Annotated in this window: 14 protein-coding genes and 1 other RNA gene; 6 read left to right on the top strand and 9 right to left on the bottom strand. The window is 34.1% G+C overall.

The window, feature by feature from the left end; translation table 11 throughout:
• The first annotated feature begins 35 nt into the window (after positions 1-35).
• Positions 36-1,022 carry a PorP/SprF family type IX secretion system membrane protein gene (locus tag FAF07_RS17215; protein ID WP_142786286.1) on the top strand — a complete coding sequence of 329 codons (987 nt, stop codon included), beginning with the start codon at positions 36-38 and terminating at the stop codon, positions 1,020-1,022.
• A gap of 19 nt (positions 1,023-1,041) precedes the next feature.
• Here FAF07_RS17215 and FAF07_RS17210 read toward each other — a convergent pair whose 3' ends face one another.
• From FAF07_RS17210 to FAF07_RS17195, 4 genes are all read right to left on the bottom strand, one after another.
• The gene (locus tag FAF07_RS17210) at positions 1,042-1,626 is read right to left on the bottom strand and encodes a YceI family protein (RefSeq protein ID WP_142786285.1); all 585 of its coding nucleotides are present in this window, start codon (positions 1,624-1,626) and stop codon (positions 1,042-1,044) included.
• A gap of 111 nt (positions 1,627-1,737) precedes the next feature.
• Positions 1,738-3,003: a hypothetical protein gene (locus FAF07_RS17205; protein ID WP_142786284.1), complete on the bottom strand. Its 1,266-nt coding sequence runs from the start codon at positions 3,001-3,003 to the stop codon at positions 1,738-1,740.
• Between the two features lie 10 nt (positions 3,004-3,013).
• Positions 3,014-3,625 (bottom strand): YceI family protein, encoded by a 612-nt coding sequence (locus FAF07_RS17200; RefSeq protein WP_142786283.1) that lies wholly within the window; start codon positions 3,623-3,625, stop codon positions 3,014-3,016.
• A gap of 480 nt (positions 3,626-4,105) precedes the next feature.
• The gene (locus FAF07_RS17195) at positions 4,106-5,140 is read right to left on the bottom strand and encodes a glutaminyl-peptide cyclotransferase (protein WP_142786282.1); all 1,035 of its coding nucleotides are present in this window, start codon (positions 5,138-5,140) and stop codon (positions 4,106-4,108) included.
• A gap of 88 nt (positions 5,141-5,228) precedes the next feature.
• On the opposite strand from FAF07_RS17195, the gene ffs reads away from it, so the two are divergent.
• An RNA gene (gene ffs / locus FAF07_RS17190) (signal recognition particle sRNA small type) lies at positions 5,229-5,327 on the top strand.
• Positions 5,328-5,452: 125 nt separating this feature from the next.
• Positions 5,453-6,256 carry an SDR family oxidoreductase gene (locus tag FAF07_RS17185; protein WP_142786281.1) on the top strand — a complete coding sequence of 268 codons (804 nt, stop codon included), beginning with the start codon at positions 5,453-5,455 and terminating at the stop codon, positions 6,254-6,256.
• A gap of 12 nt (positions 6,257-6,268) precedes the next feature.
• Here the strand turns inward: FAF07_RS17185 and FAF07_RS17180 are convergent, their stop codons facing one another.
• The gene (locus tag FAF07_RS17180) at positions 6,269-7,690 is read right to left on the bottom strand and encodes a hypothetical protein (RefSeq protein WP_142786280.1); all 1,422 of its coding nucleotides are present in this window, start codon (positions 7,688-7,690) and stop codon (positions 6,269-6,271) included.
• A gap of 215 nt (positions 7,691-7,905) precedes the next feature.
• Between FAF07_RS17180 and FAF07_RS17175 the strand changes: the two genes are divergently transcribed.
• On the top strand, positions 7,906-9,531 hold the full coding sequence (locus tag FAF07_RS17175; protein WP_142786279.1) for an ABC-F family ATP-binding cassette domain-containing protein: 1,626 nt from the start codon (positions 7,906-7,908) through the stop codon (positions 9,529-9,531).
• Between the two features lie 90 nt (positions 9,532-9,621).
• Here FAF07_RS17175 and FAF07_RS17170 read toward each other — a convergent pair whose 3' ends face one another.
• Positions 9,622-9,858, bottom strand: coding sequence for a DUF2007 domain-containing protein (locus FAF07_RS17170; RefSeq protein WP_142786278.1), 237 nt, complete (start codon positions 9,856-9,858; stop codon positions 9,622-9,624).
• Positions 9,859-10,004: 146 nt separating this feature from the next.
• Positions 10,005-12,431: a phenylalanine--tRNA ligase subunit beta gene (gene pheT / locus FAF07_RS17165; RefSeq protein ID WP_142786277.1), complete on the bottom strand. Its 2,427-nt coding sequence runs from the start codon at positions 12,429-12,431 to the stop codon at positions 10,005-10,007.
• Between the two features lie 154 nt (positions 12,432-12,585).
• Here pheT and FAF07_RS17160 point away from each other — a divergent pair, with 154 nt between their 5' ends.
• Complete coding sequence (locus FAF07_RS17160) at positions 12,586-13,797, top strand: peroxiredoxin family protein (protein WP_142786276.1); 1,212 nt, start codon at positions 12,586-12,588, stop codon at positions 13,795-13,797.
• 12 nt (positions 13,798-13,809) lie between these two features.
• Here FAF07_RS17160 and FAF07_RS17155 read toward each other — a convergent pair whose 3' ends face one another.
• The gene (locus FAF07_RS17155) at positions 13,810-14,835 is read right to left on the bottom strand and encodes an FUSC family protein (protein ID WP_142786275.1); all 1,026 of its coding nucleotides are present in this window, start codon (positions 14,833-14,835) and stop codon (positions 13,810-13,812) included.
• A 208-nt stretch (positions 14,836-15,043) separates the two neighbouring features.
• Here FAF07_RS17155 and FAF07_RS17150 point away from each other — a divergent pair, with 208 nt between their 5' ends.
• On the top strand, positions 15,044-16,135 hold the full coding sequence (locus FAF07_RS17150; RefSeq protein ID WP_142786274.1) for a DUF2911 domain-containing protein: 1,092 nt from the start codon (positions 15,044-15,046) through the stop codon (positions 16,133-16,135).
• Between the two features lie 59 nt (positions 16,136-16,194).
• On the opposite strand, the gene miaE is transcribed toward FAF07_RS17150, so the two are convergent.
• The gene (gene miaE / locus FAF07_RS17145) at positions 16,195-16,776 is read right to left on the bottom strand and encodes a tRNA-(ms[2]io[6]A)-hydroxylase (RefSeq protein ID WP_142786273.1); all 582 of its coding nucleotides are present in this window, start codon (positions 16,774-16,776) and stop codon (positions 16,195-16,197) included.
• Between the last annotated feature and the right edge of the window lie 14 nt (positions 16,777-16,790).

The following is a 16,790-nucleotide window of genomic DNA, read 5'->3' as shown; positions in this document are numbered from 1 at the left end:
ATTAGTGGTGAAAACCACTAAATAAAAACATTGAAATGCAAAAATTAATAATATATCTAATGCTCTTAGTCATAGCAAATGCTTATGGACAGGAGTTGAATTTGCCTGTTTTTACGCAATATTTGGCAGATAATAACTTTGTTGTCTCTCCAACCTATGCAGGTATTGGAGACAATTTAAAAATTAGAGCGAATGGCTTAACGCAATGGGTGGGCATAAAAGGCGCGCCAGATAATCAATCATTATACGCCGATTTTAGAATAGCGGATCGTTCTGGAGTGGGACTGTCACTATATAATGATAGAAACGGAAACACCATTCAAACAGGTGCCAAATTCTCTTTTGCACATCATATCATTTTAGATTATTACACCAAACAATACTTGTCCTTTGGTATTTCATACAATATCAATAACTTTAGAATTGATACCAGCAATTTTATAGCTTATGAAGGTGACGGTACCCCAATAGATTTTGATCCATATATTACTGATAATAGAAAAACCACAAACCATAATTTTGATGTGGGTTTACTGTATAGAAATAAAGGCTTCTTTTTAAGTTTTAACGCCAATAACATTTTAGGTAAGGATATAGAAGAATCTATCCGGGCACTAGAGCCTAACTTGCTTTTAAATTATCAAATCTACTCTGGATATACGTTTAAAGGTCCTAAAAAAAGCGGCTTGGAATTTGAACCATCGGTCTATTATCAATTGTTTAGTAGTGATAAACGATCCAGTACTGATTTGAATTTTAAATTAAGAAAATTTAATAGAAATGAAGATTATTACTGGGCAGGAATTTCGTATCGTTTTTTAAATGATCAATTACTAAAACCCTTAAATATTGGTCCTATGGTAGGATTTAAGAAATCTATTTTTTACTTTGGATATGCCTATCAAGTAACTATGAATGAACTGTCCGGGTTTAATTCCGGTACGCATGTCGTGACGATTGGATTAGACTTTTTGCAAGGGATTAGTAATTGCCCGTGTACACAAAGTGCAGTTCATAAATAGAACTGGAAAAATGCAAGATCTAGCATTCTTCAATGAGTAACTGAAAATCAATTTCAATAATTTCGTCTACGCTGATAATGCCCATAAGCTTTTTTGGAGGTTCTATATTGAAATCGCAAATATTCAAGACTAAAAGGCCTCTTACAAACAAGTTATCACTACCTTCTAAAGTCACGGGGATTTTATACGATTTTGTTATTCCTGCAATTTCTAAATCTAATAAAACCTGCATCACATGTCCTTTCTGCGTGTTTAGTTCTTTAAGTTCTTTTAATTTAAGATTTATCTGAGGATATTTTTTAGATTTTAATAAATCCTGAAAATCTCTATTCATGGCTTTATTACCACAATCAAAACAACCATTTTTTAAAACAAGTTGTGTATTATTAAATAGTAATTTGTCTCCTAACACTTTAAAATAAACAGGAATAGGATTTTTGATTTCAGTAACATTGAATACACACTGAAATTTATTCACATTGGTTTTTCCTTTTAAAATCAATTGACTTTCTGGAGTTATTAATACAGAAGTGTTCTCAAAGTAATCGCGAGTTGTGAATGCTAGTAATACAAGGATTGAAATAAAAATTAGAACCTTTTTCATTTTTGAAATAGTTTAAATTGATACCACATGAATTAAAAAACAAGTCTCAAAAACAAGGCCAAATGAGATGCACCAGTGTTATTGAGACTTGCTAAAAATTAATCTACTTAATTAAAAGCTTATAACAGCTTCTGCTATAAGACCATTAAATTTACCTTTGTCAAAAATGCTAGCAGTACCATAGCCGTCATGTTTTTGTGTAACATATTCAGCTTTCAGTAATATGTTTTTAGTCATAAACCAACCTGCACCTATTTGAAATCTTGATATTTCAATATCACCATCGTTTGCATCTTCAGCATCTACCTTATTGTAACGGGTTCCTAAATAGAAGTTTTCGCTGTCACCAAATCGGTATATAAGCTCACCAGCAAACTGTTTAGCAGTTCGTTCTTCTGTTTCAGAATCCGCTTTACCTTTTGCGCTTTCTATTGTTCCGAAGAACTCCAAGCCACCAAATTTGATGAATGGGTTAAACATGATAGCTGTAATGTTGTTTCTTAAATTAGGATTATAACGTCCAGATCTAAAATTCCCTGAAGTAGATGCATCTTCATCTTCTAACACTAAATAATATCTTGAGCCTGCACGGTCTGCACTATATAAGTAAGATGTTCTAACAGCTCCTGTATTATATAAAGACCCTGTTAGCCTGAATCTAAAGTCGTCATTAAACTGTTTATCATAACCTACTTTTGCTAAGAATGATGCACCACCAGTATCCGGGTTATCTACAGCTTGGTTTAATTTACCGTTTGTAAACCCGACCATTCCCAAAAAGCCACTATCACATTGGTAGTACAATTCAGCACCAACTTCTGTAGTGAAGCTATCCATAATTAAGTTACCTACAAAAGGGTTGTAAATGGTTTGTGAGTTGTCACTTCTTCTAAAGTGTGCATCACCATAATTGTTTTCCATATGACCAATTTTAATAGTCGCATGCTTCATAAAGCCACTCATAAAACCTTCACTGATGAAGTCTAATTTGTCAATTTGAAAATAACCACCTTTTACATAAGGTTCTGGGTGGTGACGTGAAGACAGATACGTACGTAAGTGCATTCTAACACCATCGTAAAGTGCGACATCTAAATCTAAATTCGCGGTTGCTAAGTTAAAATTACCTCCAATTTCTTTTAAAGCTACAGCTCCTGAATTTTCGTGATCTATAGATTGATATTGTAAAGTTGAAGAGCCTCCAACGCGTACTTTAACATCTGAAAAAGTACTTAGTGTATCCTTAGGGGCTTCAAAAACATTAATGCCACGTTGATCGGGTTCTCTATAGTTGTCTAAACTCCTGTTTTGAGCATAGAAACTGAATCCAGTTAAGATAATGCCTAGTAATATTGATTTTTTTAAAATTGTTTTCATAATTATTGATTTAGTAATTGATTGTTATTATTGATTGTTCTTTAAAAATTGTTGTGAATTTGATAGTGACATCCTCACCAGTTGTAATCGTGCCAAATAATGCTGTTGGAGGTTTTACATTAAAATCGGTCATATTGATTTTTTTAGTCCCTGAGACCACTATTTTATTCTTTATAATGTCGACACTTAAGTCTAAAGAAATTGGCTTTGTAACATCCATAATAGTGAGGTTTCCTAAAGATGTTATATGAAACTTCCCATCGGATTTATTGGTGACGTCCTTAATATCGGTAAGCTCATAAGTGATTTTTCCAAATCGGTCACTATGTAAAGCTTTGTAAGTGTTTTTGTCCATGGATTTTTTTCCACTTTTCAAGCTTTCAACTACAACAGCGATTTTTAGTTTTTCAATACCACAAGCTTTTATATCATTAAACTGAATAAGCCCTTTATGCGTTTCAGCAGTAATATGCCAATCGTGTAAATTTGATGTACCAAGTACAATTAAGGAGGATTCTTTATTATCTAAGCTAAATTGTTGTGCGTTTCCCAATTGAGAAACTAGAAAAGTGACTATTATAGCGGCTGCTACATTAATTTGTTTTTTATTGAATAGATACATGACCTTGTCGTTTTACATTTATACTACAAAGGTCTGCGTATAGTTCATTTTAGAATATGACTTTTATCATAGCTTAAAATATTTGGATATTTTTAATGAAATATTGGGAAATTGTGATGAATTATGAAAATTCACTGCTTTTTTTTTAAATAAAAACAATAATTTAATTCATTTATAATTAAAAAAAACCAGGGTTTATTTTAAGCTTTGGGTCTTGAAGTAAATTTTGGTGTATAGAACTCATCTTGACTTTTTCTATTTCCTAAAAAATGGCCGAAATCTGCACATATTTCGTTACTTTTTTTATCCGTAGCGATGCTATGCCTTTCAAAAAGTGCCTAATCTGGACAAATTTCATCTCATTTTCGGTTAAACACAAAAAGTCAAGATGAGTTCATATAAAAAAAAGCACCTTATACATCATCAACAAGACAAAAAAAGAAACGGTTAGGAGGCGTTGCGTGCTTTAAGCGGGTTTTATTATTTTTCTATAATTTCTACCTCAAATAGTTTGTCCCAGCGTTTACCGGTTACAAACATCGTTTTGGTGGTAGGGTTATAGGCAATACCGTTTAATACATCTAAACCATCATGTTGGGTAACGCGTTTCTTTAGTGGCGAAAAATCGACCACGCCAATCACGGCACCATTTTTTGGGTTTATAATGGCAACACCATCTTTTTGGTAACGGTTGGCATAAATTTTTCCATCGAGATATTCCATTTCATTAATGCCAACTATTTTACCCTTATTGGTATAAACCTGTATAAACTCTTCTTCTATTAATGTTTCAGGGTTTAACAACCAAATCTTCTCGGTGCCATCACTTTTAAAAATAACAGTACCATTATTACACAAGCCCCAGCCTTCTTTACTGTTACCATATTTAAAGCTGCTTAGCTTATCGAAGGTGTTCACATCATAAACAAAACCAGTTCCTTTTTGCCATGTAAGCTGATATACTTTATTATTGAGAATGGTTAATCCTTCTCCAAAGTATTCATTTGCCAAATTAATATTTTTTAAAACCTCACCGGTGTGGTAGTTTATCTTTCTGAGTTTCGATTCTTTATATTGCCCAGTACTTTCATAGAGCGTATCGTTAAAAAACTCAATGCCTTGTGTGTACGATGTTATATCGTGTGGGTATTCGTTAATAATACGGTAAGTAAAAATTTTCGGAGTCTCATCGTTCAAAATAGTAATGTTTGTTGAAGCCGTTTGCTGTTCGTTATTATAAAACACCTTGGCAATAATACTTTGCTTACCTAATTTAAAGTTTAGCAGTGGCGTTTCCGCAGCTAAGACTTTACCGTCCAAAGTGTATACAATAGAATCTATTGTATGGTTTTTTTTATTTTGAATAGAAAGTTTTAAAGTCCCATCAATAGCGATATCTCCTTTTTCAGCATTTGTGATAATCTTAAAATCCGCATTCTTTTTTCCTGAATTTGAACCACAGGATATTAGAATACTACTTAAAATTATGATTGTGAGATGTTTGAATGCAGCCATGATGCTCTTTAATTTTGAAGCAAGATATTTATTTAAAATCAGTATAAAAAATGATTGTGAAAATTTTAAAAGTTTGTATCTTTGCACTCGGCAAGTCCTACACAACCAGCTCCTGTTGAATCCTCCAGGTCGGGAACGAAGCAAAGGTAAATGGTCGTAGCGGTGTGATGTAGGTAGCTTGCCTTTTTTTGTACAACAAACTCAAATCTTGAAAGCCACGGCTAATCAAGATTTTTTAGTTTATTGGATGTTCAGATTTATGATATCTCATCGTAATTATTGTATTTTTAAACTCTAAAATTTTAAAATCTTATGTCAAAAGTTGTTTTAATCACTGGCGGATCTTCTGGAATTGGAAAATCAATTGGTGAGTTTTTATTGGGCAAAAATTTCAAAGTTTATGGAACCAGCAGAGATCCAGACAACTACAAAGACAGCCTTTTTCCTATTTTAAAGTTGGATGTAAAAAATAATGAAACCATTAAAAATACAGTAAGAAGTATTATAGAAGCAGAAGGTAGGCTTGATGTGGTGATTAATAATGCTGGAGCTGGTATTACAGGGCCTATAGAGGAAATACCCGAAGAAGAAATAAAAGCGAATTTTAATACTAATTTTTTCGGCCCTATAAATGTGATTAAAGCCGTGTTGCCACAAATGCGACTTCAAAATTCCGGACTTATTATCAATGTAACTTCCATAGCCGGCTATATGGGCTTACCTTATCGTGGTATTTATAGTGCGAGCAAAGGTGCCTTAGAATTATTGACAGAGGCCTTTAGAATGGAGCTGAAAGCATTCAATATTCATATGACTAATGTTGCCCCTGGTGATTTTGCTACCAATATAGCGGCTGGAAGATTTCATGCCCCTGTATATGATGATTCACCATATAGAAAGCCTTACGGAAAAACTTTAGAGCTCATGAATACCCACGTTGAAAGTGGGAGCGATCCGGATATTATGGCCAAAGCAGTGTATAAAATTATCACTACCAAAAATCCTAAAGGACATTATAAAGTAGGGGAGTTTATGCAGAAATTTTCAATAGTCCTAAAACGGATACTGCCAGATAAGGTTTATGAAAAAATGTTAATGATGCATTATAAGTTGTAGAAACTTCGTTCGTTACCTATTGATCAATCCAAGTAGTTGCTTTTCAAAACTATGTGAAAAAATATTCGTATTGTTATTTACTATTATTTTATTCTTATCTATAATGATGGATTTATTCATAGGTTGTATGGCTAACAATTCAATCGATTCCTTAGGATTTACAAATTGATATTCGTCCTTAATACTAAATCTGTTAGATTGGAGAGATTGCTTACTGGTAGTCACATCATAGCCATCAATGTTGATATTAATGAATTTTACTTCGGGGTATTTTAATCTAAGTTCTTTAATCTTATAATGACTTTCCTTAAAATGGTCAAAATAGCTGTGTGTCCAGAAACTTATAACGGTAGGTCTATCAATTAAAGCATTTACGTCATGCTTATTACCGTTATAATCATTTACAAAAATCTCAGGAAAACGAGAACCTTCCTTTAAATTATTTATAGCGCGTGTGAACCTTTTTACCATGGCTTTTGATTCTTCATTCGTACTTTTACTTAAATACGCATTTAAAATTGCGGTATTGTTTTCATTATTTCTGCTCCTAGCTAAATAGCTCATAGTATAGTCATAAAGCAAGTTGTTTTTAATATCCTTATTAGTCACCAAACTATCTATCATTTTAAATTTGTCTAAGTTAAAGCACAAAGACAGCTTATTAAAGCGACTTGAATTTGAATGGTCAAAATGGCGCTGTAGGGCTAGATTGTTAAAATTCCATATGAGATAGGAATTATAATAAAAGTAGTCTTTTAAAAAGGCATCATTGTAATTAATATCTTTTCTGTAATCATAAAAACCTTTAGGCAGTGTATTTAGGATTTCTTTTTTGCTTTGCCCATAATGGTAAAAAGGATAAATTTCTTTACTATAATAGTAGCTATAATCTATATTGGCCTTCGCAATTTTGTTGAATAAACCTGTGGTAGCATATTTTGTTTCAAAATTAGCTAGTTTATCTAATTTTCTGTTTTTAATGGAGTCTACTTTTTTTTCGTACACATCGGCATCCAATTGGGAGAGTTTGTAAATAGTTTTTTTTTCCTTTTCATTCATTAAAAAATCATTGATGAGGTAATTGTTTTTCTTCGCCCCATCACCTGTATATACTAAGGATTCATCAAAATCCAGCGTATTTAATCGAAACAAAATACTGTCCCTTGGTTCTAACAATACTAACTGAAACTCACCACCATGATAAAACTTGTATAGTCCTGCCTCTAAGTTTTCAACTTTATGCATAAAACGGTCATTAGCATCTAAAAACAGGGTGTCGATAGTCGCATCAGATTTAGATAGAATAACATAATCTGTATTAGGATTGATAATTTTCCCTCCTAAATACGCATAATTTTCTTCTAGCGTATCAACCTCATTTTTGCAGCTAAAAACTGTCAGAATAAGGAGTAGTAATGTATAATATATCTTCATAGATCCCTCAAAATGTATAAAACTAATATAGAACAAAAGTAAAATTTGTAGCCCTAAACACCTGTTAATACGCTGTTAAATGTTAATAATGCTTTAAAAGACTGTATTTCATGATAATGGCCTCATCCATATCGTATAAACCTAAAAATTAGATGCACGATGTTTCGTCTAACCAAAGGAATTTTTTACTTTTGCAAAAAATAAAAACACCCTATATGTTATCAGTTTCAAATCTATCGGTTCAGTTCGGTAAACGCATTCTTTTTGATGAAGTGAGCACGACATTCAATAATGGCAATTGCTATGGTATTATTGGCGCAAATGGTTCTGGTAAATCAACTTTTCTAAAAATTATTTCAGGAAAGCAAGAACCTACTTCTGGACAAGTGCATCTAGAGGCTGGTAAACGTATGTCTGTGTTGGAACAGGATCATAATTTATACGATGAACATACCGTTTTGGAAACCATCTTGATGGGAAATAAGCCATTGTATAAAATCAAAACTGAAATTGACGCCCTTTATGCAGATTATTCAGACGAAAATGCTGATAAAATAGGAGAGCTGCAAGTGAAATTTGAAGAAATGGATGGTTGGAATGCAGATAGTAATGCGGCTGCCATGTTATCTAATTTAGGAATTAAGGAAGAGTTTCATTATACCTTAATGGCAGATTTAGATGGTAAGCAGAAAGTACGTGTGTTACTGGCTCAGGCTTTATTTGGAAATCCAGATGTGTTGATAATGGATGAGCCTACCAACGATTTGGATTACGAAACGATATCATGGCTAGAAAACTTTTTGGCTAATTATGATAACTGTGTGATTGTTGTATCGCATGATAGACACTTTTTAGACGCTATTTGTACACATATTTCTGATATTGATTTTGGGAAAATAAATCACTTCTCAGGAAATTACACCTTTTGGTATGAGTCGTCTCAATTAGCAGCACGTCAACACGCTCAGCAAAACAAAAAAGCAGAGGAGAAGAAAAAGGAACTAGAAGAATTTATCCGCCGTTTTTCTGCAAACGTTGCAAAGAGTAAACAGGCAACGAGTAGAAAAAAGATGATTGATAAGCTTAATATCTCTGATATTAGGCGCACAAGTCGTCGTTATCCAGCTATCATATTTGAACGCGACAGGGAAGCAGGAGATCAAATCTTAAATATAGAAGGATTAGCAGCTTCCACAGATGGCGAAGTATTGTTTAAGAAGATTCATTTAAATTTAGCCAAAGGTGATAAAGTAGTCGTGTTTTCTCGTGATTCTAGAGCTACAACAGCGTTTTATCAGATTTTGAACAATAACGAAAAAGCAGATGCTGGTTCTTTTGATTGGGGTATAACCACGACACAATCATACCTGCCGTTAGACAATAGTGAATATTTTGACAATAATTTAACACTGGTAGATTGGTTACGCCAATGGGCAACCACTGAAGAAGAACGCGAAGAAGTTTATATTCGCGGCTTTTTAGGTAAAATGATTTTTAGTGGAGAGGAAGCACTTAAGAAATCGAATGTGTTGTCTGGAGGTGAAAAAGTACGCTGTATGCTAAGTAAAATGATGATGGTAAGAGCAAACGTATTAATGCTGGATGAACCTACCAATCATTTGGATTTAGAAAGTATTACAGCCTTTAATAATTCGCTTAAAAACTTTAAAGGCACTATTTTGTTTACCACCCATGATCATGAGTTTGCACAAACTGTGGCCAATAGAGTGGTGGAGTTAACGCCAAATGGTGTGATTGACAGGTATACGACCTTTGACGAGTACATGCAAGACAAAAAAATTAAAGAATTGCGTGATAAAATGTACGCGGTTACGGCTTAAAATGTAGATAGGTTTATATAATAAGACCTCATTAATATAAATAATTAATGAGGTCTTATTTTTTTTTATTAAATATTGATTTATAGTATGTTACGATTTAATTTTTGAAGTAATACTTTCAACTACTAAAACTGCTTCTTCAAGTTCGTCTTTGTTAACAAAAACTTCCTGCTGACCTTGAATGGGGGCTCCAAAACCTGCCAAACGACCAGATTCAGTTTCGTCCTTAATGATAGCGTTAATATTCTGCTTTTTTAAATCTTGAATGATTCTTTGAACCACAATAAAATTACCCGTGTAAATTTTTATATAATTTGAGTCTGTCATAGCTTTAGGTTTTTAATTGTCAATTAAAGATACGGAATGTTAATCGATTTTCAGTTTTAAGAATATATAAAGAATAGGTCAGTTCTTAAATTTGAAAAATAGCATCCACAAAAACAATGCTAAATATAACGCTAAAAGATGCTAATTTATCTCAACTCTGCACCTAAGTGCCTCTCAAAACTGGATTGCAATTTCGACATAATCTTATCAATTTGTTTATCGGTAAGGGTTTTGTGTTCGTCTTGTAATTTAAAACTAATGGCGTAACTCTTTTTGCCTTCGGGTAAGTTCTTACCTTGATAGACATCAAACAGATTAACGTCTTTCAATAATTGTTTCTCGCTTTGTTTAGCAATTTTGTAAATAGCATCAAAATTCACGTTATTATCTAATAACAAGGCGAAATCACGACGAACCCCTGGGTATTTAGGAATATTTTGAAAAGTTATGGCGTTACGTTTAACAAGCTCTAAAATGGCATCCCAATTAAAATCGGCGAACAACACATTCTGGGAAATATCAAAATGTTTTAAAACAGGTTTTTTCAATAGCCCAAATTCCACCAACTTTGTTTTACCAAGACTTAATGTTAAGCCTTCACTAAATACATCGCTCGTACTCGATTTCTCTTGATATCTTGAAATACCTAAGCGCTCAAGAATTGCAGCGATGCTTCCTTTTAAGAAAAAGAAATCACTAGGTTTAGTGGCGGTGTGCCAACTTTCGGCGTCTCGGCTTCCTGTAACAAAAAGCGTTAAATGTTTATATTCTTCCCTAGACTCATTATAATTATGATATGTTTTACCAAATTCGAAGAATTTTAAATCTCCCCGTTTTCTATTGATATTAAAAGACAAGGCTTCCAAACCTGAGAATAATAAAGACTGTCTTAAAATGGACAAATCATTGCTCAATGGATTTAGCATGGTCACATGATGTTCTTCCTTTAACTGCTCACTTAACTGCACGTAATTAGGCGTTGTTAGGGAATTTGAAAGAATCTCAAAAAAGCCCTGTGAAGCTAACTGATTACCAACTGTATTTTGAATTTTATGATCTTCAAAACGTGAGGAGTTGGAAATAGAAGCATTAAGTTTTTTGGTAGTTGCAATATTATTATACCCGTAAACACGCAATATTTCTTCAATCACATCTGCTTCGCGCTGCACATCATTTCTGTATGCCGGTACTGTTAAACCGAGTCCGGTTTCAGTAACGTTATTGACTTTGATTTCTAATGAGGATAAAATACGTTTAATAGTTTCCTTCGGAATTTCTTCACCAATAAGCTTCTTTGCGTTATCAAAACTTAAGCGTACCTGAAAGTCCTCAATTTTGTTCTGATAGACATCAACAATATCACTGGTAATTTCACCGCCTGCCAATTCCTGAATTAATAAAGCAGCTCGTTTTAAGGCATATTCGGTAATATTGGGATCTATACCGCGCTCAAATCTAAAAGAGGCATCTGTATTCAATCCGTGGCGTTTGGCCGATTTTCGGATACTTACGGGGTTAAAATAGGCGCTTTCTAAGAAAATACTTGTAGTAGTTTCAGTCACTCCAGATGCTATTCCGCCAAAAACACCAGCTATGCACATGGGTTTTTCTGCATCGCAAATCATTAAGTCATCCTCATGGAGTTCGCGCTCCAAACCGTCTAAGCTTGTAAATTTAGTGCCAGCTTTTAATGTTTTAACTTCTATTTTATTCCCAGAAATTTTAACAGCATCAAAAGCATGTAAGGGTTGTCCCAAATCATGAAGCACATAATTGGTAACGTCTACTATATTATTTATGGGTGCTAAACCAATCGCTTTTAAACGGTTCTGTAACCATGAAGGCGATTCACCAACCTTTAATCCTGATATAGTGACCCCACAATATCTTGGAGTTAAATCTTTATTTTTTACATCAACATCTATTTTAAGTGTTCTGTTGTCTATATGAAATGAACTCACCGAAGGCGTGATCAACTCCAAATTAATGTCCTTTTGCACCAATCCCGCTTTTAAATCTCTTGCGGTGCCCAAATGACTCATGGCATCAGCTCTGTTTGGAGTTAAGCCAATTTCGAAAACATGATCATTCTCAATATCAAATAGCTCAGATGCTTTTGTGCCAACTTTTACTTTGTCGTCTAAAACCATAATCCCGTCATGCGACTTTCCTAGACCTAATTCATCTTCGGCACAGATCATTCCATGACTTTCCTCACCACGTATCTTTCCTTTTTTTATGCTCCAAGCCTCACCAGTTTCGGTATATAGTGTCGTGCCTATCGTGGCAACTGGTACTTTTTGTCCAGCAGTAACATTAGGAGCGCCACAAACTATTTGAACAGGCGCGTCAGTTCCAATATTAACGGTCGTTAGTTTTAATTTATCAGCATTGGGGTGCTTTATGCAAGTTAAAACTTCACCAACAACAATACCTTCTAATCCACCTTTAACCGACTGGTAGGCTTCTACGCCTTCAACCTCAAGTCCTAAATCGGTCAGTAATTCACTTGTTTGTTCAGGTGTCCAATCAATTTTAATAAATTGCTTCAACCAATTGTATGAAATCTTCATAAATCCTTTTGCTAATTAAGTTTGCAAAGATAAAATATTGCAAGCAGCATTCAAACAAAGCACTGTAAATTGTGAATTTAAAAAGAAAGCGTGACTTCTTTTATTTGTAAGGATATTGTTGTTAATTCGAATAATTAAATTCAATAGGTGAATTATGAAGAAAATTGTTGCTGTATTACTGATACTATTAAGTTTTTCATGTAAGAAAGGCGATTATGTAAATAAACTTGAAGTGGGTACTTACAGAGCGACTTTAAAAGTGAATGACTCCGTGAAATTACCATTTAGATTTGAAGTGATCTCAGAAAACCAATTGAAGATTTTTAATGCAGAAGAGGTTATAGAGGTTGATGAAATCACTTATAAAAACGACTCCATATATATTAAAACACCAGTTTTTGAAGGGTTTATTGTAGCTAAAATTAAAGACAATAGATTACTTGGAAGCTTTGTAAAAACCAATTTGAATAGGGTGATGCCTTTTGAAGCATTTAAAAACAAAACCCGTTTTGATGTTATAGAAGAGCCGATGCACGATATTTCTGGAAGTTGGGAAACCGTGTTTAGTCCAAATTCTGAAGATGATAGATATATAGCGAAAGGTGTTTTTGAACAACGTGGAAATCAAGTTACGGGCACCTTTAGAACAACCACTGGAGATTACAGGTATTTAGAGGGCGTCATGAATGGTGCGGATTTAAAACTATCTACATTTGATGGTACTCACGCTTTTTTATTTACAGCAAAGGTTAATGATAGCAGCATGAGTGGAACGTTCTTTTCTGGAAATCATTTTCAGGAGCCTTTTGTAGCAAAACGAAACGACTTATTTGAATTGCCTAAAGCCGATTCGTTAACGTTTTTAAACGAAGGCTATGATAAAATTAATTTTTCATTTCCAGATGCTTCCGGGAATATGGTGTCTATGGCAGACGACCGTTTTAAGAATAAGGTGGTACTTATCCAAATTATGGGGACTTGGTGCCCAAATTGTTTAGATGAAAGTAAGTATTATGCGAGTTATTATAAAGAAAACCAGAATCAAGATTTAAAAATTATAGCCTTAGCTTTTGAATATGTAAAAACCGAAGAAGCCGCTTTTAAGAATATCAAACGACTCAAAGATAATGTTGGAATTGAGTATCCTATTTTATTGGCTCAATACGGGTCTTCCAGTAAAGAAAAGGCCCAAGAAAAGCTACCCATGTTAAATCATGTATTATCTTATCCGACTACAATTTTTATTGATAAAAAAGGAACGGTCAGAAAGATTCATACGGGATTCAATGGACCTGCTACCGGAGAAATGTTTACAGAATTCAAGACAGAATTTAATACGTTTGTAAATCAATTGCTGAATGAGTAAATCAAAGTACGATTAGTTGTCCTTGTTTTGTTCAGCATCATATAACGCTTTTAGGCTATCCTTAATTTCATAAAGACCGAATATGAAGGCATAACGTAAAGTATTAATACGTTTATCATCGTCGCTACTTTGAATATTGGATTTTATGTTGTCTACCATATCTGAAAGTTCCTCAATTTCAGAGGTTTTAACTTCAGTGTTATTAGCAAAGGCTTTTGTAATCTTGCAGGCTAAATTTTTTGCATTTTCAGAGTCATTCTCAATACCAGCTTCACCATCGCTCACATGACTGTCTGAATGAACGGCCACACGATGAATAATAATGATAGAATTATATAATTTCTTAGTAATATTAATTTCTTTTTGAATCTTTTCTTTGTCTCCAAAACGAATGGCTTCAGCACTTCTCTCTGCCGCATCAATATTTTTATGATAGTTTAATTCTATTGATTCTGAACCTTCATTTTCAGTCTGTCTTGTATTGATAACAGCTTTATCAAAACGATCACTAGCCGCTAATAGTGCTTTATTTAGGTAACGTCTGCTTCTATTGCTAGCGCGATCTGGCCAAACAATCAAAGACACAACAATCCCAATAACAACGCCTATTAAAATAGCAATCACTCGATCTAAGGATGTGGAGAGTGCATCGTTTTCAGACCCTAGTGCAATGGCCAATGCTGCAACAACGCCATATCTCCAATCTGGTCTATAGCTCGAAATACCATTCATTATAAACATGACAATAAAAATTGAAATGGCTGTAGCAAAGCCCCAAGGCGATACAGATACACAAAGGAAACCAATAGCACTTCCTACTAAAGTGGCTAAAATACGTCCCTTAGCTTGGTTGAAGGTGTTTCCTATACTTGGTTCTACAATTAATACAGCAGATAATAATCCCAGAAAAATTTCAGGAATATTATAGCTACTCATTACGGTGAAGGTGATAAGGGCTGAAACAGACGATTGAAGTGCCAATCTTAAAGCATCGATCAATTGGCTTTTATCTATATTCAAAGGGAGTTTCATCTTCATCTCTAATTACATAAAAAATTTAAAAGCGAAAATACTTTTTTATAAAAGAATAGGCAATAGATACTTAATGGTGATGATTAAATGCGATACCTCAACTCTCTTAATGAATAGTTAATTAACAGTTTACGGCAGTTCTTTAACAAAACAATAACAATACCCAAGTATAATTGTAGATACCTTGTTGCAACAAACCAAAACATTATTTCATATGAAAACAAACAAACGCTCTACAATTTTTGTGTGCTTTTTAATGGCTGTAAGCCTTAGCACATATGCTCAACTTAACACGCCACGCGGTAGTCAATTAGCTACTGTTTCACAACGTATCGGTGTGTCGGATGTTTCAATAACCTATTCAAGGCCTAGTGTCAATAATCGAGAGATTTGGGGTAAATTAGTGCCATACGGTATGAATAACTTGGGTTTTGGTACTGCTACGGCCGCGCCATGGCGAGTTGGCGCAAATGAAAACACACTCATTACATTTACTCACAATGCCACAGTAGAAGGCAAACCAATAAAAGCTGGGACTTATGGTTTACATATTGAAATGAAAGATGCCGATTCTGCAACACTTATATTATCAAAAGATACAGCGGCCTGGGGAAGTTTCTTTTATGATGAAAAAAATGATGCCATTCGAGCAGATATTGCTACAAAATCTTCGCCACATCATGAATTACTCACGTTTGAGTTTAATACTGTAAATCCAAATTTTGCGATAGCGTCTCTGGTTTGGAAAAAGAAAGAAATTCCATTTAAAGTAGCATTTGATGTGACTAACATTGTATTGGATGATTTCAGGGAAAAATCAAAAGGTCAATTAGGTTTTCAAAGACAAAACTGGGAGCAGGCAGCTAATTATGCGCTTAATAATGGTGGTGATTTAAATGAGGCATTAGGTTGGATAGATGGAGCAATACAAGGCAAGTTTTATAGCCAGAAGACCTTTAATAACTTGGCAATCAAGGGGAAAATCCTAAACAAATTAGGTAAAACCAATGAATATGCTGCTTTAATGGACGAAGCTTCTGCCATGGCCACTACAAATCAACTAAATGCGTTAGGCTATCAAATGGTAGCGGCCAAAGATTATGATAGAGCCTTAAAATATTTCAAACTAAACGTAGCAAATAATCCAAAGGATGCCAATTCCCACGATAGTTTGGGTGAATATTATAAAACCATAGGTGATAAAAAGAATGCGATAAAATATTTTAAAAAGTCGTTAGCGCTTAATCCTCCAGCTAACGTAAAGGCCAATTCAGAAAAACACTTGAAAGAATTAGGTGCCTTATAAAACACATCAATCAAACTACAAACAGTTTATTAAACCCAACCAGAAATGGTTGGTTTTTTTTATCCGTGAATGCTTTCCGTTTTGCCGTAATTTTTAATCACTTCACTTTCAAAATCAATGAGCTCTTTCCAGCGTTTATCAACGTCAACATCCTTTCCGTATTTACGCGCGAAGCCTATAAAAGTCGTGTAGTGTCCAGCTTCGCTGACCATTAAATCATAATAAAATTTAGAAAGTTCCGGGTCTTTGATTTCATTGGATAGGAGTTTAAACCGTTCGCAGCTTCGGGCTTCGATCATGGCAGAAAACAAGAGTCTATCTACCATGCATTGCAAGCGGTTCCCGCCCTTATTCATGAATTTATATAATTCATTTACATAACTGTCCTTGCGCTCTCGCCCAAGTTTATAACCACGTTTTTTAATAATATTATGAACCATTTCAAAATGTTCAAGCTCTTCCTTTGCAAGGGCTAATAAATCGGTAACTAGATCAGTATATTCAGAGTTTAAGGTAATGATGGTTATGGCATTGGTCGCTGCTTTTTGTTCGCACCAAGCATGATCTGTTAGAATTTCTTCAATATTTGCCTCTGCTATATTTGCCCATCTTGGGTCTGTTTCTAGTTTTAAATGGAGCATGCGCTTTTTTTTAG

The sequence above is a fragment of the Changchengzhania lutea genome (genome assembly GCF_006974145.1).
Classification (GTDB): Bacteria; Bacteroidota; Bacteroidia; order Flavobacteriales; family Flavobacteriaceae; genus Changchengzhania; species Changchengzhania lutea.
This window is presented reverse-complemented; position numbering and strand designations above follow the sequence as displayed.

What these genes read in the sequence shown, in the direction of transcription:
- FAF07_RS17215 (WP_142786286.1), top strand. Translation starts at nt 36, where the DNA reads ATGCAAAAATTAATAATATATCTAATGCTCTTAGTCATAGCAAATGCT.
- FAF07_RS17210 (WP_142786285.1), bottom strand. Translation starts at nt 1,626, where the DNA reads ATGAAAAAGGTTCTAATTTTTATTTCAATCCTTGTATTACTAGCATTC.
- FAF07_RS17205 (WP_142786284.1), bottom strand. Translation starts at nt 3,003, where the DNA reads ATGAAAACAATTTTAAAAAAATCAATATTACTAGGCATTATCTTAACT.
- FAF07_RS17200 (WP_142786283.1), bottom strand. Translation starts at nt 3,625, where the DNA reads ATGTATCTATTCAATAAAAAACAAATTAATGTAGCAGCCGCTATAATA.
- FAF07_RS17195 (WP_142786282.1), bottom strand. Translation starts at nt 5,140, where the DNA reads ATGGCTGCATTCAAACATCTCACAATCATAATTTTAAGTAGTATTCTA.
- FAF07_RS17185 (WP_142786281.1), top strand. Translation starts at nt 5,453, where the DNA reads ATGTCAAAAGTTGTTTTAATCACTGGCGGATCTTCTGGAATTGGAAAA.
- FAF07_RS17180 (WP_142786280.1), bottom strand. Translation starts at nt 7,690, where the DNA reads ATGAAGATATATTATACATTACTACTCCTTATTCTGACAGTTTTTAGC.
- FAF07_RS17175 (WP_142786279.1), top strand. Translation starts at nt 7,906, where the DNA reads ATGTTATCAGTTTCAAATCTATCGGTTCAGTTCGGTAAACGCATTCTT.
- FAF07_RS17170 (WP_142786278.1), bottom strand. Translation starts at nt 9,858, where the DNA reads ATGACAGACTCAAATTATATAAAAATTTACACGGGTAATTTTATTGTG.
- pheT (WP_142786277.1), bottom strand. Translation starts at nt 12,431, where the DNA reads ATGAAGATTTCATACAATTGGTTGAAGCAATTTATTAAAATTGATTGG.
- FAF07_RS17160 (WP_142786276.1), top strand. Translation starts at nt 12,586, where the DNA reads ATGAAGAAAATTGTTGCTGTATTACTGATACTATTAAGTTTTTCATGT.
- FAF07_RS17155 (WP_142786275.1), bottom strand. Translation starts at nt 14,835, where the DNA reads ATGAAGATGAAACTCCCTTTGAATATAGATAAAAGCCAATTGATCGAT.
- FAF07_RS17150 (WP_142786274.1), top strand. Translation starts at nt 15,044, where the DNA reads ATGAAAACAAACAAACGCTCTACAATTTTTGTGTGCTTTTTAATGGCT.
- miaE (WP_142786273.1), bottom strand. Translation starts at nt 16,776, where the DNA reads ATGCTCCATTTAAAACTAGAAACAGACCCAAGATGGGCAAATATAGCA.